The sequence below is a fragment of the Haloarcula taiwanensis genome (assembly GCA_002844335.1).
Taxonomy (GTDB): Archaea; Halobacteriota; Halobacteria; order Halobacteriales; family Haloarculaceae; genus Haloarcula; species Haloarcula taiwanensis.
This window is the reverse complement of record CP019154.1, coordinates 1358902-1377060: the sequence shown is the minus strand read 5'-3', so window position 1 is coordinate 1377060 and position 18159 is coordinate 1358902. Positions and strand designations below refer to the sequence as shown.

The window sequence follows — 18159 nt, the reverse complement described above, 5'->3', positions numbered from 1 at the left end:
AGTACGACTGACATAGCTGTGCGTTCTGCGTGGGGTGGCTTGAAAGGCACGCTCCCGGACCGCTTTTGCCGCAGGGTCGCGTAGTGACGGCGAATGCGACGAATCGGTGTCGTGGTCAACCCCATCGCTGGCATGGGCGGCCGCGTCGGCCTCAAGGGCACTGACGGGAAAGTTGCGGAGGCGCGCCGTCGCGGTGCGGAGCAACGCGCACCGGACCGGGCACGGATCGCGCTGGAATCGCTCGCCCAGGTTGGGGCGGATGTGGAACTGCTCACGTACGGTGACCCGATGGGTGCGGATATCGCTCGCAAGGTAGGATTCGACCCGACTGTTGTCGGCGCTCCGGCAACCGCCGACGAGACGACGAGCGAGGACACGCGGGCGGCGGTCCGGGCCTTCGTCGAGGCTGACGCGGACGTGATTCTGTTCGTCGGCGGCGATGGCACGGCCGTGGACGTGGCGATGACCCTCGACGAACTGGGCGCGACGATCCCGATTCTCGGGGTGCCGGCGGGCGTCAAGGTGTACTCCTCCGTGTTCGGCGTGTCGCCGCGGGCGGCCGGCCGCATCGTCGCCCGCTTCTCTGAGACGGAGCGTGCGGAGGTCAACGACATCGACGAGGACGCCTTCAGGGGCGGGGAGGTCGTCACGGAACTGCGGGCGGTCGCCACGGTCCCCGTCGCCGACCAGCGCCAGTCGGCCAAGCAGCTGGGCGGCGGGAGCGTCGGGTCCCTCGCAGAGAGCGTCGCCGACGCCGTCGAACCAGGCGTCACGTACATTCTTGGTCCGGGGAGCACTGTCGGCGCTATCAAAGGTGAAATCGGATTCGACGGGACGACCCTTGGTGTCGATGTGTGGCGCGACGGAGAGGTACTCGTCCGCGACGCTGCCGAATCGGACATTCTCGATGCTCTCGGCGACCGGAATATCATCGTTGTATCGCCCATCGGCGGGCAGGGGTTCGTGTTCGGCCGGGGGAACCAACAGTTGTCGCCGGCGGTCATCAGGCAGTGTGACCTCGAAGTGGTCGCTTCGCGGCGGAAGCTGGACGGCATCGGCACGCTCCGTGTCGACACTGGCGACTCGGAATTAGACGAGGAACTGCGCGGCTGGCTGCGGGTCCGCGTCGGGCGTCACGAGCGGAGACTTGTCGAAGTCGTCTGACGCTTCCACAGTCGAGGGCGGCAGGCCATGATATATCGCCCGCGGTATTTTATCATGTATAGTCAAGATTAAGGTATCTCACGCCCCACAAAGGACATATGGAAACACGGAAAGTCCAGCGACTGGGGCCGTCGACGCTCGCGATGACGCTGCCTGCGGAGTGGGCCAGTGCGCACGACGTCGAAAAAGGTGACGAGGTGTCGCTACGGATGGGCGGCAAAGGCACGCTGACAGTCATGCCCGAGTCCGTCCAGACCGAGGAGTCGGAGGCTATCATCCACGCGGAGAATCTCGATGCTGCGTCTGTCGAGCGGGCTATCGTCGCCCAGTACGTGCTCGGCCGGCGCGTCATCCACGTCGAAGCCCCAGAGGGCGAGACGCTGGAATCCTCTCACATCAACGCCGTTTACAACGCCGAAACCCAGCTGATGGGGCTTGGTGTCATCGAGGAGACGCCCGACCGAATCGCCATCCGCTGTTCCGTCGACCCGGAGGACTTCACGCTCAACAACCTCCTCGAACGGCTGGAGTCCACCGGCTCGACGATGCGAAACGAGGCAGTAAAATCTCTCGCACACGGCAACCCCGATCTCGCGCAGCGGGCGCTCAACCGCGAGCGACAGGCCAACAAGATATTCGTCCTCCTGCTTCGCCTCATCTTCACGGCCTACCAGAACCCGAATCTCGCGCGGGCCATCGGCCTCAACGACGGCTTCCCGCTCATCGGCTACCGCTCGATTGCGAAGAACCTCGAACTGACTGCCGACAACGCCGAGGACATCGCCGAAATCGCCCTCGAGACCGAGGACCACTCGCTCAACGTCGACAGTTCGACGATGCGGCGCATCCGCGAGTTCACCGACCAGGTCAACGACATCACCGAGCTGGCGGTGCAGGCAGCCGTCGACCGCAACTACGACACCGCGATTCAGGTCCGGGAGCTGTACAAGGACATCGGCGACAAGGAACACGAGATTCTGGACGACCTGCCGGAGATGGACAACGAGGCGCTGCTGGAAGTGCGTGAAGTGCTCGTCAGCCTCCAGCAGACCGCCGAGTTCGCGGTCCGGAGCGCCGAAATCGCGACGAACCTCGCGCTCAACGAGGAGTCCGAGCACACGACCATCGAGTAAGCGACGCCGAACCGGTCCGGTTTTTTCCTTCCGCTGGCCGTGCCGTGTCTGTCTCGACGACGGAGCGCCCTCTCCGACGGTCACGTCGTTCATCCGGATGGTGTAGCCGACCTTCGTAATCGTGTAGGGGTACGGCTTGGGGTTGTAGGTGTCGAACGCGAGGTGCAGCGGCGTCTCGGACTGTGTGAGGTTCGCCCGGTCCCACGCGCCGCGGGTCTCGTTGACGTAGAGCACCGGGTCCGAGACGAGCGGCTGGTTCGCTTCGACGGGTCGGTATATGTCCTGTGGCCCCAGCCCGAATGAACTAAGTGGGCAACACCGAAAGCGTCGTACATGAGTTCCAAGGCGTCCAAAAGCGACATGGGGATGGGCCTGGCCCTAGTGTTCGGGCTCGTCTCGGTCGGTGCGGCCCTGTTCACAGCAACTAACAGCTACAACTACGCAGTGTTGCACGCACAGGAGCTTGAGACGGGGAACCTGCTCGTGACGTCCGGCGGCGCGTTCGGGCTCGCGATGCTCGCCGCGGCCGTGGCTATCGTGGCGATCCACGCCTACGACGCCTGATACCGGTATCAGCTGCGAGACTGTGAAGGGAACCGTTAAAAACGCCGAGACCGTATCTCCTATATGGCCGATTACAGCGAGGAAGACCGACGCATTCTCGAATATCTCCGGGACAGCGTCTCGCGTGGGGAGAGCTACTTCCGCGCGAAGAACATCGCTGAGCAGCTCGGCCTCTCGTCGAAGCAAGTGGGTGCGCGACTCCCACGCTTAGCTGAGGAGGCCGACGAGGTCGAGATCGAGAAATGGGGGCGCGCACGGTCGACGACGTGGCGCGTCACGCCGACTGGATAGCCGCTGCCGGGTTTTCCGCACTGTTACAATCGGTGGATTCATCGGCCAGTAGTCCTCAGTATCTTCCATGACTGTCCGGGTCGAACGAACGATGACTGTGCCGGCCACACCGGAACGTGTCTGGGAATTCATCACTGACCCGGATAAACGGGCTCGGCCGATTAGTGTGGTCACTGACTGGGAAATCATCGACGACACACACGCGAACTGGTCGATCGAACTCCCGATTCCGGTGGTCAACCAGACGATGACGGTGAAAACCGAGGACGTCGAACAGCGTCGCCCGGAGTACGCTCGCTTTATCGGTCGCTCGAAGGTGATGACCGTTCAGGGCGAACACGAACTCGAAGAGACAGCCGACGGCGGCACGAAGCTGACGAACCGGTTCATCGTCGACGGCAAGCTCCCGGGCGTCGAGCGCTTCTTCAAGCGGAACCTCGACGGCGAGATGCAGAACCTCGAACAGGCGCTGCGGGACGACCTCGAAGTCGAAGCATGAGGCTCACACTTGCCCAGATAGACGTCTCGTCGGACTCGGTCGCCGAGAACGTCAGCCGCGCGACGACCGCCATCAAGGACGCGGCCGCGGACGGCGCGGACCTCGTCGTGCTTCCGGAACTGTTCAACGTCGGCTACTTCGCGTTCGACCGATACGCACGCGAAGCAGAGGGGCTGGACGGCGAGACGCTCAGTCGAATCCGCAGCACCGGCGCGGACCACGACGTGGCTGTGTTGGCCGGGAGCGTCGTCGAGGACCTGGCGACGAGCGCTGAGGCCGGGTTCGACGTGCCCGCCGATGCCGGACTGGCGAACACCGCCGTATTCTTCGACCGCGACGGGGAGCGACGGGCAGTGTATCGCAAACAGCATCTGTTTGGCTACGACTCCGCGGAATCCCAGCTACTGGAGCCGGGTGAGACGGTTCCGACTGTCGACTTCGAGGGGTTCACTGTCGGAGTCACCACCTGCTACGACCTCCGGTTCCCAGCGCTGTACCGCCACCTCGTCGACGAGGGCGTGACGCTGACGCTCGTGCCCAGTGCGTGGCCGTATCCGCGCGTCGAGCACTGGAAACTGTTCGGTCGCGCCCGCGCAGTCGAGAATCAGCTGTACGTCGCCGCAGCGAACGGCGTCGGGAAATTCGAGGACGCGGAACTGCTGGGTCGGTCGACGGTGTACGACCCGTGGGGAACGACGCTCGCCAGCGCCGACGACCACCCCGCGCTGGTGACTGCCACTCTCGACTCGACCCGTGTCGAACAGGTCCGCGAGGAGTTTCCGGCGCTTGCAGACCGCCGGACGGACTGGCCATAACCGCAGTCGCTGTTTGACAAAAAGCGGTTTTTGAGCGTTCGCTGTCATTATACCGTCGTCAGGACGATTCCATCCCGTATGGCTTCGCGAGTTAGGGTCCTCGCTGTCGTCGCCCTCCTCCTCCTTGCCGGCTGTGCCGGTCTGGGTGGGAGCAGCGACGCGGGCGGGCCACAGGGCGGCGGTGACGGCGCACAGATGTCCGGCGGTGACAGCAGCTCAAGTCAGCCCGTCGAAGCGGACTCCGGGGCGAACGCCGCGGATAGCGGGAATATTCAGGCCGGCGACGCGGCGGCCGACCGGGCCATCATCCGCAACGGCCGGATGGTGGTCGAAGTGGAGAACTACTCGACGACGGCCGACGCAATCGCCGCCCGCGCTCGCGCGTCCGGCGGGTACGTGAGCGACTCCAACCGTGAACTCCACCGCGATGACGGCGAAACGTGGTACACCGGATACATCGTCGTCAGAGTGCCAAGCGAGGAGTACGAGTCGACCCAGTCGATGGTGGCCGAGCAGGGGACGGTCCGCTCCGAAGAGACGACGACGAAAGACGTGACCGACAAACTGGTCGACCTCGAAGCGCGGCTGACCAATCTCCGGGAGCGCCGCGACAGACTGCGGGCCTTCTACGACCGGGCAAATAGCACGGAAGAACTGCTCCGCATCGAGGACGAACTGTCGTCAGTGCAGAGTGACATCGAACGTCTCGAAGCACAGAAACGCTCACTCGAACAGCGGGTCGCCTATTCGACGCTGCGTGTCGAAATCCACGAGCCAGCGCCGGAACCGTCGGCCCAGCAGGTGCCGTACCACGAGCGGTCGCTGGTCACTGCGTTCCTCTCGTCGGTGACCGACGTATACGTGTTCACCCGAGGCCTGCTGGTGACTGCTGCGAGTCTCGCGCCCTGGCTCGTCGCCCTCGCCGTTCCAGTCGTCGGCGGCCGGCGGCTCCTTCGCGGTCGGTCGCTCCCGCTACTGGGCCGACGTGGCGCGTCGGAATCAGCTACAGAGGACGGCGACGGTGGAGGCGGAGGCAACGCCCCACAGCAGGAGCCCACTGACCAACCGGATTCGGAGTCGCCTGACGATAAGGCGTAGCCGGAACCCGACAACCGGGCCTTTTTTGCGTGTCCACTCGCTACGAGTAGCTGCCGGCAAGGCGCTTTTCACGTCGATGCCGGCGCTAACGCCCGTCTCGCTGCTCGGCCACTCGGCGTCGCTCGTCCGCCAAGGCTGTCCGGACAGCCTTTTTACTCCTCTCCCGGAGTCGACCCTTTCGCCTCTCCTCGCCTTTCGGCCGAACGCGTCAAGAGAAACCACTGACCAGCAGTTGCTGCAAAACGGCTTGACCCGACCGCGTCGCTCGTGGCTACCGCGCGCGTTCCCGTTCCAGCGCTTCGCTGAAGTGTGCACGCGTAATCGTCACTTCGTCGGCGTTCTCGGTGGCTTCCTCGGGCCCGTAGGCGGACGCCACCTCCCGGATGGCCAACATCGACGCTTCACGGACGACGGCCTCCAGTTCTGCGCCAGAGAAACCATCAGTCTCCTCGGCGAGGTCCCCGATATCGATGTCAGAAGCGAGCGGTTTCCCGGCGGTGTGGACAGCGAGAATCTCCTCGCGAGCGTCACGGTCGGGGTTGGGGACCTCGACGTGCTGTTCGAGGCGACCCGGCCGCAGCAGCGCGTCGTCGATCATGTCCCGGCGGTTGGTCGCGGCCAACACGACCAGATTGGGGTTTTCGGTGATGCCGTCCAGTTCGGCAAGCAGTTGCGAGACGACGCGCTCGGTGACTTCGTTGCCCTGGCCGCGGTGGCTGGCGATGGCGTCGATTTCATCGAGGAAGATGATGCTCGGCGCGGTCTGGCGGGCGCGCTCGAACAGTTCTCGGACGGCTTCCTCGCTCTCACCGACGTACCGGTCCATGATTTCTGGCCCGGCGACGTGGATGAAGTTCACGTCGCTCTCGCCGGCGACGGCCCGCGCCAGCAGGGTCTTCCCCGTCCCGGGCGGGCCGTACAGCAGGATACCGCTCGGTGGGTCCGTGTTCGTCGCGGTGAACAGTTCTCCGTACGACAGCGGCCACTCGATAGCCTCCGTCAGCGTCTGTTTGACCTCGGACAGCCCGCCCACGTCGTCGAACGTCGCCGTCGGCGACTCGGCGACGTACTCCCGCATCGCGCTGGGGTCGACGGTGGCGAGCGCACTTTCGAAGTCGTCTTGGTGGACGTCACCGTCATCGCGGTCCGCCCGGAGTGCGGCCATCGCGGCTTCAGTGGTCAGCGACGCGAGGTCCGCCCCGACAAAACCGTGGGTCTGTGCGGCGATGCGGTCCAGATCTGCGTCCTCGTGGAGCGGCATGTCCCGCGTGTGAACATCCATAATCTCGCGACGGCCGCTCTCACCGGGGACGCCGATCTCGATTTCGCGGTCGAAGCGGCCGCCGCGGCGCAGCGCCGGGTCGATGGCGTCGACGCGGTTCGTCGCCCCGATGACGACGACCCGGCCGCGGTCTTCGAGGCCGTCCATCAGTGTGAGCAGCTGGGCGACGACGCGGTTCTCCATGTCGGCGTCCTCGTCGCGGGAGCCCGCGATGGAATCGATTTCGTCGACAAAGAGGATAGCCGGCGCGTTCGCCTCGGCCTTCTCGAAGGCCTCCCGGAGTCGCTCCTCGCTTTCGCCCTTGTACTTGGAGACGATTTCGGGGCCGGAGATGGTGTCGAAGTAGGCGTCGACTTCGTTGGCGACGGCACGGGCGATGAGGGTTTTCCCCGTCCCGGGCGGGCCGTGCAGGAGGACGCCGCTCGGGGGGTCGATGCCTAGGCGGCGGAACTCCTCGGGCTCGGAGAGGGGCATCTCGATCATCTCCCGGATGCGGTCCAGTTCCTCGTCGAGGCCGCCGATGTCCTCGTAGCTCACCCCGGACTCCGTCTCGGCGGTCGGTGTGTTCGCCGTGGCTGCCTCGTCGGATGACGACTGGTCGGTATCGCTGCCGCCGTCGAGGCCGGGCAGCACAGTCACTGCCGTCGTGCCGGTGACCCGAACCGGCCCCGACGGCGACGTTTTGCGGACGAGAAAGGTCCCCAGCCCCTCGATGTGGGTCCGCTCGTCGGCCTGGATTATCTGATCGACGAGGCGCTTCCTGACCAGACTCTCGTAGTCCTCGCTGCCCGGCATCGGTTCGACCGGCTGGACGGCGATCTCAGTGGCCTCGGAGACTGACCCGCTGGTCACGGTGACCGTGTCACCGATGTTGACGCCGGCGTTCGCTCTGGTATCTGAGTCAATGCGGACGAAGGACCCGTCGTCATCCGCCGGCCAGACCTTCACGACAGTCCTATCGTCGCCTTCAACGATGACGGGCGACCCGCTCAGCACGCCCAGCTCAGTCCGTGCGGACTCCGGCAGTCGTGCGATACCGCGCCCGGCGTCGCGCTTGTTCGCACCCTCGACTGTGAGTTCGACACCGGCGTCAGTGGCCCCGCTCATGCCGCCTTCTTGCAATCCGACTCCCTTGAGGGTTCCCGTTGTGTTGCGGGAAAATAATATACGGGCGGCCGTCGGAATCTCTGGTATGGTTGTCCAAACCGAGCGAGACGAGGTCACGTGGTACAAGTGCGAGACCTGTGGCCTGATGTTCGACGACCAGAGCGACGCGCGTCAACACGAGGAGAACTGTGACGACGAAGACCCGTCCTACATCCAGTAACGGTCCTCGCCCTCGCAGTCACGCACCCGCACCACAGGCATTACGCTTCGACGATTTCGAAGCTCCGCTCGCCGAGTTCGTCCTCCTCGAAGACGAATACCCGGCCGTTCGTCACGTCGTAGTCCACTTCCACTTCTGTCCGCATCTGATTGTCCCGGACCGTGACCCCCGGAAACAGTTCGTCTTCCTCGCCGTCGTCAAGGATGACCCGTCCGACGCCCGTCTCTTCGAGAATGTCGTCATGCGTCCGGAGGTCGTTGACGTACACGAGGATACCCGACGTCTCCGTCTCGTCGGTAATCAGGACGTGTGTGTCTTTTCCCGGGGCAGTCTGGATGCTCCCTTCGACCGCCGTTGGGACGCCGTGATAGAACGCCTGGCGGCCGTCGAGGTACTCCACGACGACGCCGTCCTCGGTTAACTCGACCGAGACGGTGTCCGGTGCGATGTCCGACCGGTTGCTCATACTGCCAGTTCCGGCGGCGCGCTCAAAAGTGACGCGTTGTTAGTTTCGACCCGCGGTCGCCCGTCGGCCCGCGTTGGCGACGGGTGCGAAAGGGACTAGTGACTCGCCTGTCTCCGTCTCAGCATGACGAAGACCCTCGTCGTCGGCCTCGACGGCGCGAGCTGGGAACTGCTCGACCCGTGGATTGAGGCCGGCGAGCTCCCGAATCTGGCCGCGTTACGGGACACCGGTACCTGGGCGGGGACACGGAGCTGTCTGCCGCCAGTGACGTTCCCGAACTGGAAGTGCTACTCCTCGGGGAAAGACCCCGGTGGCTTTGGCGTGTTCTGGTTCGAGAACGTCGACCTCGCCGCAGGCGAGATCACCGTAATGAACGGCGGCGACTACGATACCGCCGAGCTGTGGGACTACCTCAACGACGAGGGGCAGTCGGCCGGCGTCGTCAACATGCCGACGATGTACCCGCCGCGGGACATCGACGACCTCGTCGTCGCCGGCGGCCCTGACGCCGTCGAGGGCGAATACCGGTCAATCAGCTCCGGCTACACCTCGCCGCCGGAACTGGCCGAGGAACTTGAATCCCGGTTCGACTACAGCGTCCACCCGGACCCGCTGCTGTCCTCGAACGACGAGCGCGGCGCGGAGGTCGACGCCATTCTCGACCTGCTGGAGAAGCGATTCGAGGTAGCGACGACGCTCTTGGACGAGCGAGACCTCGATTTCGTCCACGTGACGCTGTTTTACCTCAATGTCCTGCATCACTTCTTCTGGGACGACGAACCGAGCCTGCGCGCGTGGGAGCTGGTCGACAAGTGGGTCGGCCGACTCGACGACCGGGAGGAGCTGAACCTCGTCCTGATGTCCGATCACGGCTGCGACGCGACCCAGACGGAGTTCTACATCAACGAGTGGCTGGCCGAAAACGGCTATCAGGTCCGGGACACCAGCGTCGACGCCGTCCTCACCCGGATCGGACTCGACCGGGAGAACCTGCTTGCGGTCGCAAAGCGTGCTGGACTGGTCGACACGCTCGCTCGCGTCGTCCCCGAGTCCATCCAGCAGCTTGTTCCACAGCGCGACGGCGTCAAGCGGGACCGGAAGCTCGAAGCTATCGACCTAGAACAGACGGAAGTTGTCGCCAGTGGGCAGGGGCCTGTGTACATCAACCCCCGGTTCGACGTGGAATCGGTCCGCGAGTCGCTGATGGCCGACCTGCGCGAGGTCGAGGACGAACACGGCCCGCTGTTTACCGACGTGTACCGGGGCGAGGACGTGTACAGCGGCCCCTATGTCGACGCCGGGCCGGAGGTCGTCGTCGACCAGCGTCCGGGCGTCCACGTCAACGACGGCATCGGCGGCGGGACTGTCCAGAGCGGCCCTGACCGCTGGGCGGCCGAGAACACGCCCTACGGCATCTTCGCCGCCAGTGGGCCGGATTTCGAGCCACAGGGCGAACTCGACCGTATCAGCATCCTCGACATCGCCCCGACGCTGCTAGCTGCCCACGGCTGTGCGGTGCCGACGGACATGCGCGGCGAGGTGCTCCCGGTGTTTGCCGAGGACCCCGCCGTCGGCGAGCGCGACCCGCTCAGCATCGCGGACGCGCTCGGGAGCGACGACGGCGACGCCGTCGAAGACCGCCTGAAACAACTGGGATACATGGAGTAGCTGCGGCCGTGCCAGCGACTGGCGTCGAATGAGTGAACCCAATGGGATAAGTAGCCGCTCCCGATACACACCGGTATGGTTAGCATCGATCTGAACAACAGCCAGCGAACGATGCTTACGACGCTGGTAAACAGGTATCAACAGACCGGTGAGGCGGTCACCGGTGAGACAATCGCCGAGGAGATCGACCGGAACCCCGGAACAGTACGAAACCAGATGCAGAGCCTGACCTCGCTGGGGCTTGTCGAAGGTATTCCCGGCCCGACAGGCGGATACAAGCCGACCTCCGAGGCCTTCGACGCAATCGACCGCCAGCAGATCGACGAGGCCGAGAGCGTCGTCGTCGCTCACGACTACGAACGGGTCGACGTCACTGTCGAGGAAATCAACTTTACGAACGTCCACGACCCGGAGAAGTGCCGCGCCCGGTTCCACCTCCAGAGTTCGGTACAGGACTTCAGCGAAGGCCAGGCAGTCATTCTCGGCCCGACGCCGATCTCAAAGCTCGTCGTCGCCGGGACGGTTGTCGCTGTCGACGAATCGAACAGCGAAATCCTCCTCGACGTCGCGAAAATCGAAGCGCCTGTCGAAGAGCCGGAGAAATAAGCGGTCTGTACGGCCACGTAGCGTGCTGTAGCCTACTTCAGGGGTCGACGCGGTCGATCCACAGCGTCGGCGTCTCTATTTCGTCTTCAGTGGGAAGGGTGTCCGGCGAGTCCCAGACGCGCCCGGCCGCAGCGACGCCGCGGGCGTCTGCGACTGTGTCAAAAAACGCCTTTCCGCGTTCGTACTGCTGCCGTTTCATCCCGAGACCGAGCAGTCGTCGCATAAGCGACGCGATGGGACCACGTCCCTGTCGGCGCTGATCGACTTTCCGCCGCAGGTCGTCGTACGCGTCGTCGAAGGCACGGTCCATCAGCAGTTCCGCGTACCCCTCGACGGCGGTCATCGTCGTATCGAGTTCACCAAGCGCCGTCCGGTCGATGTTGCCGTCGGTGAGGTTGTCGATGGCGTCCTCCATCGCCGTTTCGAGATGGTCCGAGAGCCACGGGGCCGCGCCGAACTCCGCCGCGTGCGTGACCTCGTGGAAGGCAATCCAGCGGCGAAAGCGGTCCCGCTCGACGTTCAACTGATCGGCGACCCGGTTGATGTTGGGGCGCACGAAGTACAGCGCGTGGGCGTCGTTGTCCGCGAGCAGGACGGGGTCGTACTGGCCAAGAACGTTGTTTCCTAGGAACGACAATGCAACGGCCATCGACCCGGTGTTGACGACGCGGGCGATGCCGGGCATGTACTCGGCCTGCTGTTCGATCGGCTCCATCACGCGACTGAACGTCGCGACGTTGGCGTCGATCCAGTGGTGGCGGTTCTGGATTTCGACAGTCTCGGGCAGATCAAAGGCGAGTTCACCGACCTCACGAACGCGGTCTCTGGCGTCCCGAACGTCGGTGGCGTAGCCGTCGCGTTCAGGCTTCTCGACGGTGAGGTCGCCTGTGTCAGTGGCCCCCTTTGCGGCGTCGGCGACAGCACTCCAGTCGATGGGACCGTCGCCGGTCGCGCCGGCGACAGCCTGTACACTGTGGTATAATCCCATACGTCTGAAATGTGGCGGGAGGAAATAGGCCTTCTCCCTGTAAAAACGACTCCCCGCGTCCGGTTCGGGAGCGGGGCCTATCCGCTACAGGTCGCCATCGCTAGCAGCACCGTCATCGGACCCGCCGAGGTACAGGCGCAGCACGAGCGCGACAACTGCGACGACACCGAGTACCGCGAGTGCGAGGCGAGCGACACTGGGGCCACTGCCGCCTTCTGCGTCCGTTTCGTCGCGTGATCTGTCCGTCCGCGACCACGACGACGTGCTGTCTGAGCCGTCGTCATCGTCACCAGCGCTGAACGGAGCGTTCGCAGTGAACTCCGCACCGTCGAGATGTACTTCCAGGAAGGTGAATTCTGCCATAGTGACAGTTCGACGCCGCGGCTCTTAGCCGTGGCGGTACCGGGCTACGACAGCCGGTCCCATCCGTGTGCAGTCCGCTGTTTTCATGACCACGGGGGATCTATGTCGCCTATGGACACACGACGACGAGAGTTTCTCGAATCCCTTCTGACAACGCCCGGTCCGTCTGGATACGAGGCCGACAGCCAGCGGGTGTGGCTCGACTACGTCAGCGAGTTCGCCGACGAGGTTCGAACGGACGACTACGGGAACGCTGTCGCGAAAGTCGAGGGCGGCGACACGACCGTCGCGCTCGCGGGCCACGGGGACGAGATCGGCTTCATTGTTCGGGACTTCACCGACGACGGGTTCGTCAAACTGGGCCGCATCGGCGGCTCAGACAAGACTGTCTCGCGCGGGCAACACGTCACCATTCACACGGCCGACGGTCCCGTCTCGGGCGTCGTCGGACAGACCGCGATTCACCTCCGGGACTCGGATGACGACTCCGTGCCGGAGATCGCCGAACAGCACGTGGACGTGGGTGCAGCGGACGGCGACGAAGTGGAATCGCTCGTCGACCGTGGCGACCCGGTGACGTTCGTCCAGACGCTGAGCGAACTGGAGAACGGCCGGCTGGCGGCCCGGGGGATGGACAACCGCATCGGTATCTGGGCGGCCGCTGAGGGCCTTCGCCGTGCGGCAGAGTCGGATGTGGACGCGACGGTTTACGCGGTCTCGACAGTACAAGAGGAGGTCGGCGTGCAGGGTGCAAAGATGGTCGGGTTCGACCTCGCGCCTGACGTTGCCATCGCCGCTGACGTGACTCACGCGACGGACGCACCGGGCTCGCCCGGCAAGGCCGCGACGGGTGTGGAACTCGGCGAAGGACCGGTCGTCGCTCGCGGGAGCGCGAACCATCCGGTCGCGGTCGACGCACTCCGGGAGACCGGTAAAGAGGAGGACATCGACATTCAGTTGCAGGCGACGGGCATCCGGACCGGGACCGACGCGGACGCCTTCTACACCTCGCGGGGTGGAATTCCGTCGGTCAACGTCGGCCTGCCGAACCGCTATATGCACACGCCGGTCGAGGTTATCGACCCCGACGACCTCGACGCGCTCGCGGACCTGCTGGCTGGTTTCGCCGTCCGAGCGGCCGACCGAGCGCCGTTTAGCGTCGAGGTCTAGGATATCGGAACCGTGGTGGGAGTGCCATCGCGCAAACGGTACGTTTAAGCGGCCATCACTATCCAAACCGTACATGAGTGGACGACCGCTGGATGTACTCGAAGCGTCCCTCGGTGAGACAGTCACCGTACAGCTGAAGGGTGGCGAGCTGTTCGAGGGGGAACTCACCGGCTACGACCAACACATGAACCTCGTCGTTGAGGATGAAGACACAACGATTATACGCGGCGATAACGTCGTCTCAATTACTCCATGACTGGCGCAGGAACTCCGAGTCAGGGCAAGAAAAACACCACGACACACACGAAGTGCCGACGGTGTGGTGAAAAGTCGTATCACACGAAAAAGAAGGTCTGCTCGTCGTGCGGTTTCGGCAAGTCGGCCAAGCGACGTGACTACGAGTGGCAGTCGAAAGCGGGCGAATAACACACTCAACACAAATGCACGAGAAGTGCGGCGTTGTTGGCATCTCTTTGGAGGACCGTGACGCCGCCCGACCGCTTTACTACTCCTTGTACGCGCTCCAGCACCGCGGCCAGGAATCGGCTGGCATCGTCACCCACGACGGGTTCCAGCAGTACAGCCACGTCGAAATGGGACTCGTTGGTGACGCCTTCGATCCCGGCGATCTGGAGGCGCTCAACGGCTCGAACGGGATCGGCCACGTCCGATACCCGACTGCCGGGAGCGTCAACGCCTGCTGTGCCCAGCCGTTCTCCGTTTCGTTCAAGTCGGGGTCGCTGGGCCTCTCGCACAACGGGAACCTCGTCAACGCCGACGAAATCGGCGACGAACTGGCCGACCTCGGCCACGCCTTCACGTCCGACGGCGACACCGAGGTCATCGCCCACGACCTCGCGCGTAATCTCTTGGAGGAGGACCTGGTCCGGGCCGTCAAGCGGACGATGAACCGTATCCACGGGTCGTACTCACTGACCATCATGCACGACGAGACGGTGCTCGGTGTGCGCGACCCGCAGGGCAACCGGCCGCTGTGTATCGGCGAACTCGAGGACGGCTACGTCCTCGCCTCCGAGTCGGCCGCCATCGACACGCTCGACGGCGAACTGATCCGGGATGTCAAGCCCGGCGAGCTCGTCGTCCTGCACGCCGACGGGACCGGCTACGACACTTACCAGCTAATCCAGCCCGAGAACACGGCCCACTGTTTCTTCGAACACGTCTACTTCGCGCGACCGGACTCGACCATCGACGAGAACCTCGTTTACGAGGTCCGGCGCGAACTAGGCCGGAAACTCTGGGAAGAGTCCGGCGTCGAATCGGACGTGGTGTTGCCGGTGCCTGACTCCGGACGTGCGTTCGCCTCCGGATACGCCGAAGCCGCACAGGACGACGGTTCGGACATCGAATTCGCTGAAGGGCTGATGAAAAACCGGTACGTCGGCCGCACGTTCATCATGCCGACCCAGGACGAGCGCGAGCGGGCCGTCCGGCTGAAGCTCAACCCCATCAAGTCGACTATCGAGGGCAAAAGCGTCACCATCATCGACGACTCTATCGTCCGCGGGACCACCTCGACGCAACTGATCCAATTGCTGAAAGACGCCGGGGCCGAGGAGGTCCACGTCCGAATCGGAGCGCCGCCCATCGTCGCGCCCTGTTACATGGGCATCGACATGGCCTCACGGGACGAACTCATCGCCGGGAACCAGTCCGTCGACGAGATCCGCAGCGAAATCGAGGCGGACTCGCTGTCGTATCTCTCCATCGACGCCATCGCAGAGACGCTTGACAAGAGCCAAACTGACCTCTGTCTCGGCTGTGTCACCGGCGAATACCCCTACGACATCGAGGGCGAGGCGACGGACCGCGACGTTGCCCGCCCCGATATCGGGACGCAATCGAGGCCGGCTGACGACTAGCGTCGTCGGTGCAGACTGGCACCACATTTTTGCGCAGTCCGAGCAAGGACTCACGCATGCCAGGGCCGTCCTTCCTCGCAACTGACCGAACTGCCCTCCGGTCCCCGGAGCGGGATGACCTCGACTGGATACAGCGCGTGTTTCACGACGAGAAGGTCTGGGGGCTGGGGACGTACGCCCGCCCACCGACCACCGACCAGATGGAGTCCTACTACGAGGAGACGCTGTCCGACGAGGACTCGGTCCATCTACTGGTCTGTATCGACCCGGACGGAAGTCCCGGACGGGTCGAGGACCGAACCGAGCCGGTCGGACTCGTCGCCATGACCGACCACGACCCAGAGCGGGGCACAGCCGAACTGGCCTACTGGCTCGACCCGGATGCCTGGGGCCAGGGGTACGCCACCGAGGCAGCGGGCAGACTGGTCCAGTATGGCTTCGACCAGCGAGCGCTCCGGAAGTGGTCGGCGAAGATTGTTGGCGGGAACGACCGTTCCGTCGCAGTGGTCGACCGACTGGGATTCAGCAAAGAAGGCACGCACCGGGCGGAGTGGTATCTCGACGGCGCGTGGCGAGACATGTTGTGGTTCGGCCTGCTCAGAGCGGAGCGCTAGTCTTCACCAGATCAGGTACAGCATCGCGTAGACGGCGATACCCATCGAGAACGAGATCAGCCACAGCCCCGCGGCCAGCTTTCCGGCCCGCGGGTGGTTCGTCGACGGCAGTTCCGAGACGGGGTACGTGTAGGCCAGCAGCAGGACGTAGTACACCGCCGGGATAGCGATGATGGCAAGCAGGATGTGGACGGCGAGAAACGGCAGGTAGAAGTACGTCTCGACGACCGACGGACCGGTGAAGTCCGTTGGCCCTTCGAGCGTTATCCGATAGAGATACAGCACGAGAAACAGGGCGAACAGGCCAAACGAGGAGAGCATCAGCTTCCGGTGTCGGGAGACGTTGCCACGCCGGATTGCTCGAACGCCACCGACGATTGTGCCGATAGCGAGGGCGCTGACCACAGCGTTGGCGTGAGGGATTGCCCCGAGCACGCTCGCGGGCGCAGCGGGGAGAGCCGACCGGGGAATCGCCCCGAGAACGGCCCCAAACACGAGCGCGAGCGACACGACCGTCAACAGGCCAGTGAGTGCTGGCACGCGATACCGAGCCTGAAGATCCATACCGCAACTCCGGACTGGATGCAAAATACGGTTTCGAGTCACGTACGGCGAGGCGGGGTCGCTACGTGGGTTTCGCTGACGGCCGCTCAACACCGGTCACGTGCAGCCGGACCCGTCCCGTCGGGTCGTTGGAGAGGGCGATTTCCCACCCGTGGCCCTGTGCGATTTCTCGGATCACGGCGAGATGGAGTCCGCCACCCTCGTCACTGGAAGCGTAATAGAGCTCAAACGGTCCCTCCTGTCCCACCTCTAACGGGATGCTGTCGTGTTCAAGCGCGAATCCGTCGGCCGTGTCGGTGATCGTTATCTTCCCGGTGTCACCCTGCTCCGTGGCGAGCCGAAAGAAGTTTTCCGCAAGCTGACGCAGGCGGTTGCTATCGGCCAGTATCGTCTCGGTACAGTCGATTTCGATGGTCGACCCATCGGTGGTGACCGTCGTCCAAGCGTCGGCCATCACGTCGGAGAGCGCGACTGGCTCGACGGTGTACTGTCTGCCGCCTTCTCGGGCGATCTCCATGAGATCGTCGATGAGAAACGACATCCGAGTGTGGCTGCGCTGGATGGCGTCGAACTCCTCGGCGGCGTGTTCAGCGGCTAGCAGCTCGACCCGACCCATCGCCGCCTGAAGCGGGTTCCGGAGTTCGTGTGAGATAATCTGTGCGAGCTCTCGGAGCCGCTCTTTCTGCTGTTCCAGCTCCGTCGTCCGCTGCTGGAGCGCGTCTTTCGTCTGGCTGGCGTCGATAGCCAGCGCGATGTTGTGCCCGACCTCCCTGAACGTATCCTGTTCTTCCGCGTCGAAGGTGTCGACACTGTCGGCGTATACTCCGAGGACACCGTACGAATCCCCGCCGTACACCAGTGGGACCGCAAGAATTCGGGTGCAGTCCGTCTCCAGTGCCTCTGTGTCGTCTGCGACCGTTGCGTGGTCGATGTCTGCAACGACCAGTCGGTTTTCTGACTCAGCGCGGCGCAACGGGTCCGGTGCGGTAATAGAAACGTGGTCACGCTGTGACCCCAGCGCTCGAACGACCGGCCTGTCGTACTGACAGGTCACCGTACAGGCCTCAGTGTATCTGGTTGTGCCTGCCAGAACCGCCGTGACATCGCGTTCGATATCCATCCGCGACTGTGAGCGGACGAGCGCCTGATTGACCAGCCGGACAGCCTCGTTGAGCTGTTTTCGCTTGTTCGCCCGCTGCCGGGCCGGACTGGAAGCGACAGCGGCATCGACCTGTGCCAGAAGTCGCTGGTGGGCATCGCTTACTGTACTCGGAATGTAGCCGAACACGTCGCGGCTGTAGGCTTCGCGGGCGATGTCGCCGTTTGTCACTTCGGCAAAGAGGACAACCGGGAGTTCGGGGTGGCTCTCCCGCAGCCGTTCGATCACGGTCAGCCCACCGAGATACTGTGTCCCGTCCACGTTCTCCACTTCGCAGTTCGTGACGACGCAGTCCGTGTCGTAGTCCCCGAGCGCACACTCCAGATCACGAACCCCGTCGAACTCGTTGACGGTGAGGCCACTGTCCCGGAGCATCGAAATCGCGGCCCTGTCCTGGCTCGGACTGCGGACGAACAGGACGGTGGGCTGTGACTTCATCACCCATCCAAAGAGACACGCACATAAAGAAGTTACACCAGACCTCTCTCTGCTGATGACGGTTCCC

General features: G+C 64.1%; 20 protein-coding genes and 1 pseudogene. 14 read left to right on the top strand and 7 right to left on the bottom strand.

What is annotated here, in order from left to right; translation table 11 throughout:
* Positions 1–93 precede the first annotated feature (93 nt).
* On the top strand, positions 94–1164 hold the full coding sequence (locus tag BVU17_07095; protein ID AUG47298.1) for an N-acetylglucosamine-1-phosphate uridyltransferase: 1071 nt from the start codon (positions 94–96) through the stop codon (positions 1162–1164).
* Positions 1165–1262: 98 nt separating this feature from the next.
* Entirely contained in the window at positions 1263–2297 is a 1035-nt protein-coding gene (locus BVU17_07090) for a histidine kinase (protein ID AUG47297.1), read from the top strand.
* Positions 2298–2363: 66 nt separating this feature from the next.
* Here BVU17_07090 and BVU17_07085 read toward each other — a convergent pair.
* A pseudogene (locus BVU17_07085) lies at positions 2364–2570 on the bottom strand (hypothetical protein).
* A gap of 93 nt (positions 2571–2663) precedes the next feature.
* Here BVU17_07085 and BVU17_07080 point away from each other — a divergent pair.
* From BVU17_07080 to BVU17_07060, 5 genes are all read left to right on the top strand, one after another.
* Positions 2664–2861 (top strand): hypothetical protein, encoded by a 198-nt coding sequence (locus BVU17_07080; GenBank protein ID AUG48857.1) that lies wholly within the window; start codon positions 2664–2666, stop codon positions 2859–2861.
* Between the two features lie 63 nt (positions 2862–2924).
* On the top strand, positions 2925–3152 hold the full coding sequence (locus tag BVU17_07075; protein AUG47296.1) for a hypothetical protein: 228 nt from the start codon (positions 2925–2927) through the stop codon (positions 3150–3152).
* Between the two features lie 67 nt (positions 3153–3219).
* Positions 3220–3651: a polyketide cyclase gene (locus tag BVU17_07070; protein ID AUG47295.1), complete on the top strand. Its 432-nt coding sequence runs from the start codon at positions 3220–3222 to the stop codon at positions 3649–3651.
* Positions 3648–4466: a carbon-nitrogen hydrolase gene (locus tag BVU17_07065; protein ID AUG47294.1), complete on the top strand. Its 819-nt coding sequence runs from the start codon at positions 3648–3650 to the stop codon at positions 4464–4466. The genes BVU17_07070 and BVU17_07065 overlap by 4 nt, the downstream gene beginning before the upstream one ends.
* 78 nt (positions 4467–4544) lie before the next feature.
* The gene (locus BVU17_07060; protein AUG47293.1) at positions 4545–5564 is read left to right on the top strand and encodes a hypothetical protein; all 1020 of its coding nucleotides are present in this window, start codon (positions 4545–4547) and stop codon (positions 5562–5564) included.
* Positions 5565–5835: 271 nt separating this feature from the next.
* On the opposite strand, the gene BVU17_07055 is transcribed toward BVU17_07060, so the two are convergent.
* Together BVU17_07055 and BVU17_07050 are read right to left on the bottom strand one after the other, a co-directional pair.
* Positions 5836–7953, bottom strand: a complete 2118-nt coding sequence (locus tag BVU17_07055; GenBank protein ID AUG47292.1) for an AAA family ATPase — start codon at positions 7951–7953, stop codon at positions 5836–5838.
* 260 nt (positions 7954–8213) lie between these two features.
* Complete coding sequence (locus BVU17_07050) at positions 8214–8639, bottom strand: hypothetical protein (protein ID AUG47291.1); 426 nt, start codon at positions 8637–8639, stop codon at positions 8214–8216.
* A gap of 123 nt (positions 8640–8762) precedes the next feature.
* Here BVU17_07050 and BVU17_07045 point away from each other — a divergent pair, with 123 nt between their 5' ends.
* Both BVU17_07045 and BVU17_07040 read left to right on the top strand, forming a co-directional pair.
* Complete coding sequence (locus BVU17_07045; GenBank protein ID AUG47290.1) at positions 8763–10307, top strand: nucleotide pyrophosphatase; 1545 nt, start codon at positions 8763–8765, stop codon at positions 10305–10307.
* Between the two features lie 75 nt (positions 10308–10382).
* Positions 10383–10913 (top strand): TrmB family transcriptional regulator, encoded by a 531-nt coding sequence (locus BVU17_07040; protein ID AUG47289.1) that lies wholly within the window; start codon positions 10383–10385, stop codon positions 10911–10913.
* Positions 10914–10950: 37 nt separating this feature from the next.
* On the opposite strand, the gene BVU17_07035 is transcribed toward BVU17_07040, so the two are convergent.
* Together BVU17_07035 and BVU17_07030 are read right to left on the bottom strand one after the other, a co-directional pair.
* Positions 10951–11901, bottom strand: coding sequence for a hypothetical protein (locus BVU17_07035; protein AUG47288.1), 951 nt, complete (start codon positions 11899–11901; stop codon positions 10951–10953).
* A gap of 84 nt (positions 11902–11985) precedes the next feature.
* Positions 11986–12264 (bottom strand): hypothetical protein, encoded by a 279-nt coding sequence (locus tag BVU17_07030; protein ID AUG47287.1) that lies wholly within the window; start codon positions 12262–12264, stop codon positions 11986–11988.
* A 111-nt stretch (positions 12265–12375) separates the two neighbouring features.
* On the opposite strand from BVU17_07030, the gene BVU17_07025 reads away from it, so the two are divergent.
* From BVU17_07025 to BVU17_07005, 5 genes are all read left to right on the top strand, one after another.
* The gene (locus BVU17_07025) at positions 12376–13434 is read left to right on the top strand and encodes an endoglucanase (protein AUG47286.1); all 1059 of its coding nucleotides are present in this window, start codon (positions 12376–12378) and stop codon (positions 13432–13434) included.
* A 73-nt stretch (positions 13435–13507) separates the two neighbouring features.
* Positions 13508–13690: a Like-Sm ribonucleoprotein core gene (locus tag BVU17_07020; protein ID AUG47285.1), complete on the top strand. Its 183-nt coding sequence runs from the start codon at positions 13508–13510 to the stop codon at positions 13688–13690.
* On the top strand, positions 13687–13860 hold the full coding sequence (locus BVU17_07015; protein ID AUG47284.1) for a 50S ribosomal protein L37e: 174 nt from the start codon (positions 13687–13689) through the stop codon (positions 13858–13860). The genes BVU17_07020 and BVU17_07015 overlap by 4 nt, the downstream gene beginning before the upstream one ends.
* 14 nt (positions 13861–13874) lie before the next feature.
* Positions 13875–15317, top strand: a complete 1443-nt coding sequence (locus BVU17_07010; protein ID AUG47283.1) for an amidophosphoribosyltransferase — start codon at positions 13875–13877, stop codon at positions 15315–15317.
* A 56-nt stretch (positions 15318–15373) separates the two neighbouring features.
* Positions 15374–15931, top strand: a complete 558-nt coding sequence (locus tag BVU17_07005) for a GNAT family N-acetyltransferase (GenBank protein AUG47282.1) — start codon at positions 15374–15376, stop codon at positions 15929–15931.
* Between the two features lie 3 nt (positions 15932–15934).
* Here BVU17_07005 and BVU17_07000 read toward each other — a convergent pair whose 3' ends face one another.
* Positions 15935–16495 (bottom strand): hypothetical protein, encoded by a 561-nt coding sequence (locus tag BVU17_07000; GenBank protein ID AUG47281.1) that lies wholly within the window; start codon positions 16493–16495, stop codon positions 15935–15937.
* Between the two features lie 61 nt (positions 16496–16556).
* A complete protein-coding gene (locus BVU17_06995) occupies positions 16557–18092 on the bottom strand; it encodes a hypothetical protein (protein ID AUG47280.1) in 1536 nt (511 codons plus the stop codon).
* Between the last annotated feature and the right edge of the window lie 67 nt (positions 18093–18159).

Bases quoted from the DNA above. Each gene is read 5' to 3' on its own strand.
- BVU17_07095 (AUG47298.1), top strand. From the start codon at position 94: ATGCGACGAATCGGTGTCGTGGTCAACCCCATCGCTGGCATGGGCGGC.
- BVU17_07090 (AUG47297.1), top strand. From the start codon at position 1,263: ATGGAAACACGGAAAGTCCAGCGACTGGGGCCGTCGACGCTCGCGATG.
- BVU17_07080 (AUG48857.1), top strand. From the start codon at position 2,664: ATGGGCCTGGCCCTAGTGTTCGGGCTCGTCTCGGTCGGTGCGGCCCTG.
- BVU17_07075 (AUG47296.1), top strand. From the start codon at position 2,925: ATGGCCGATTACAGCGAGGAAGACCGACGCATTCTCGAATATCTCCGG.
- BVU17_07070 (AUG47295.1), top strand. From the start codon at position 3,220: ATGACTGTCCGGGTCGAACGAACGATGACTGTGCCGGCCACACCGGAA.
- BVU17_07065 (AUG47294.1), top strand. From the start codon at position 3,648: ATGAGGCTCACACTTGCCCAGATAGACGTCTCGTCGGACTCGGTCGCC.
- BVU17_07060 (AUG47293.1), top strand. From the start codon at position 4,545: ATGGCTTCGCGAGTTAGGGTCCTCGCTGTCGTCGCCCTCCTCCTCCTT.
- BVU17_07055 (AUG47292.1), bottom strand. From the start codon at position 7,953: ATGAGCGGGGCCACTGACGCCGGTGTCGAACTCACAGTCGAGGGTGCG.
- BVU17_07050 (AUG47291.1), bottom strand. From the start codon at position 8,639: ATGAGCAACCGGTCGGACATCGCACCGGACACCGTCTCGGTCGAGTTA.
- BVU17_07045 (AUG47290.1), top strand. From the start codon at position 8,763: ATGACGAAGACCCTCGTCGTCGGCCTCGACGGCGCGAGCTGGGAACTG.
- BVU17_07040 (AUG47289.1), top strand. From the start codon at position 10,383: ATGGTTAGCATCGATCTGAACAACAGCCAGCGAACGATGCTTACGACG.
- BVU17_07035 (AUG47288.1), bottom strand. From the start codon at position 11,901: ATGGGATTATACCACAGTGTACAGGCTGTCGCCGGCGCGACCGGCGAC.
- BVU17_07030 (AUG47287.1), bottom strand. From the start codon at position 12,264: ATGGCAGAATTCACCTTCCTGGAAGTACATCTCGACGGTGCGGAGTTC.
- BVU17_07025 (AUG47286.1), top strand. From the start codon at position 12,376: ATGGACACACGACGACGAGAGTTTCTCGAATCCCTTCTGACAACGCCC.
- BVU17_07020 (AUG47285.1), top strand. From the start codon at position 13,508: ATGAGTGGACGACCGCTGGATGTACTCGAAGCGTCCCTCGGTGAGACA.
- BVU17_07015 (AUG47284.1), top strand. From the start codon at position 13,687: ATGACTGGCGCAGGAACTCCGAGTCAGGGCAAGAAAAACACCACGACA.
- BVU17_07010 (AUG47283.1), top strand. From the start codon at position 13,875: ATGCACGAGAAGTGCGGCGTTGTTGGCATCTCTTTGGAGGACCGTGAC.
- BVU17_07005 (AUG47282.1), top strand. From the start codon at position 15,374: ATGCCAGGGCCGTCCTTCCTCGCAACTGACCGAACTGCCCTCCGGTCC.
- BVU17_07000 (AUG47281.1), bottom strand. From the start codon at position 16,495: ATGGATCTTCAGGCTCGGTATCGCGTGCCAGCACTCACTGGCCTGTTG.
- BVU17_06995 (AUG47280.1), bottom strand. From the start codon at position 18,092: ATGAAGTCACAGCCCACCGTCCTGTTCGTCCGCAGTCCGAGCCAGGAC.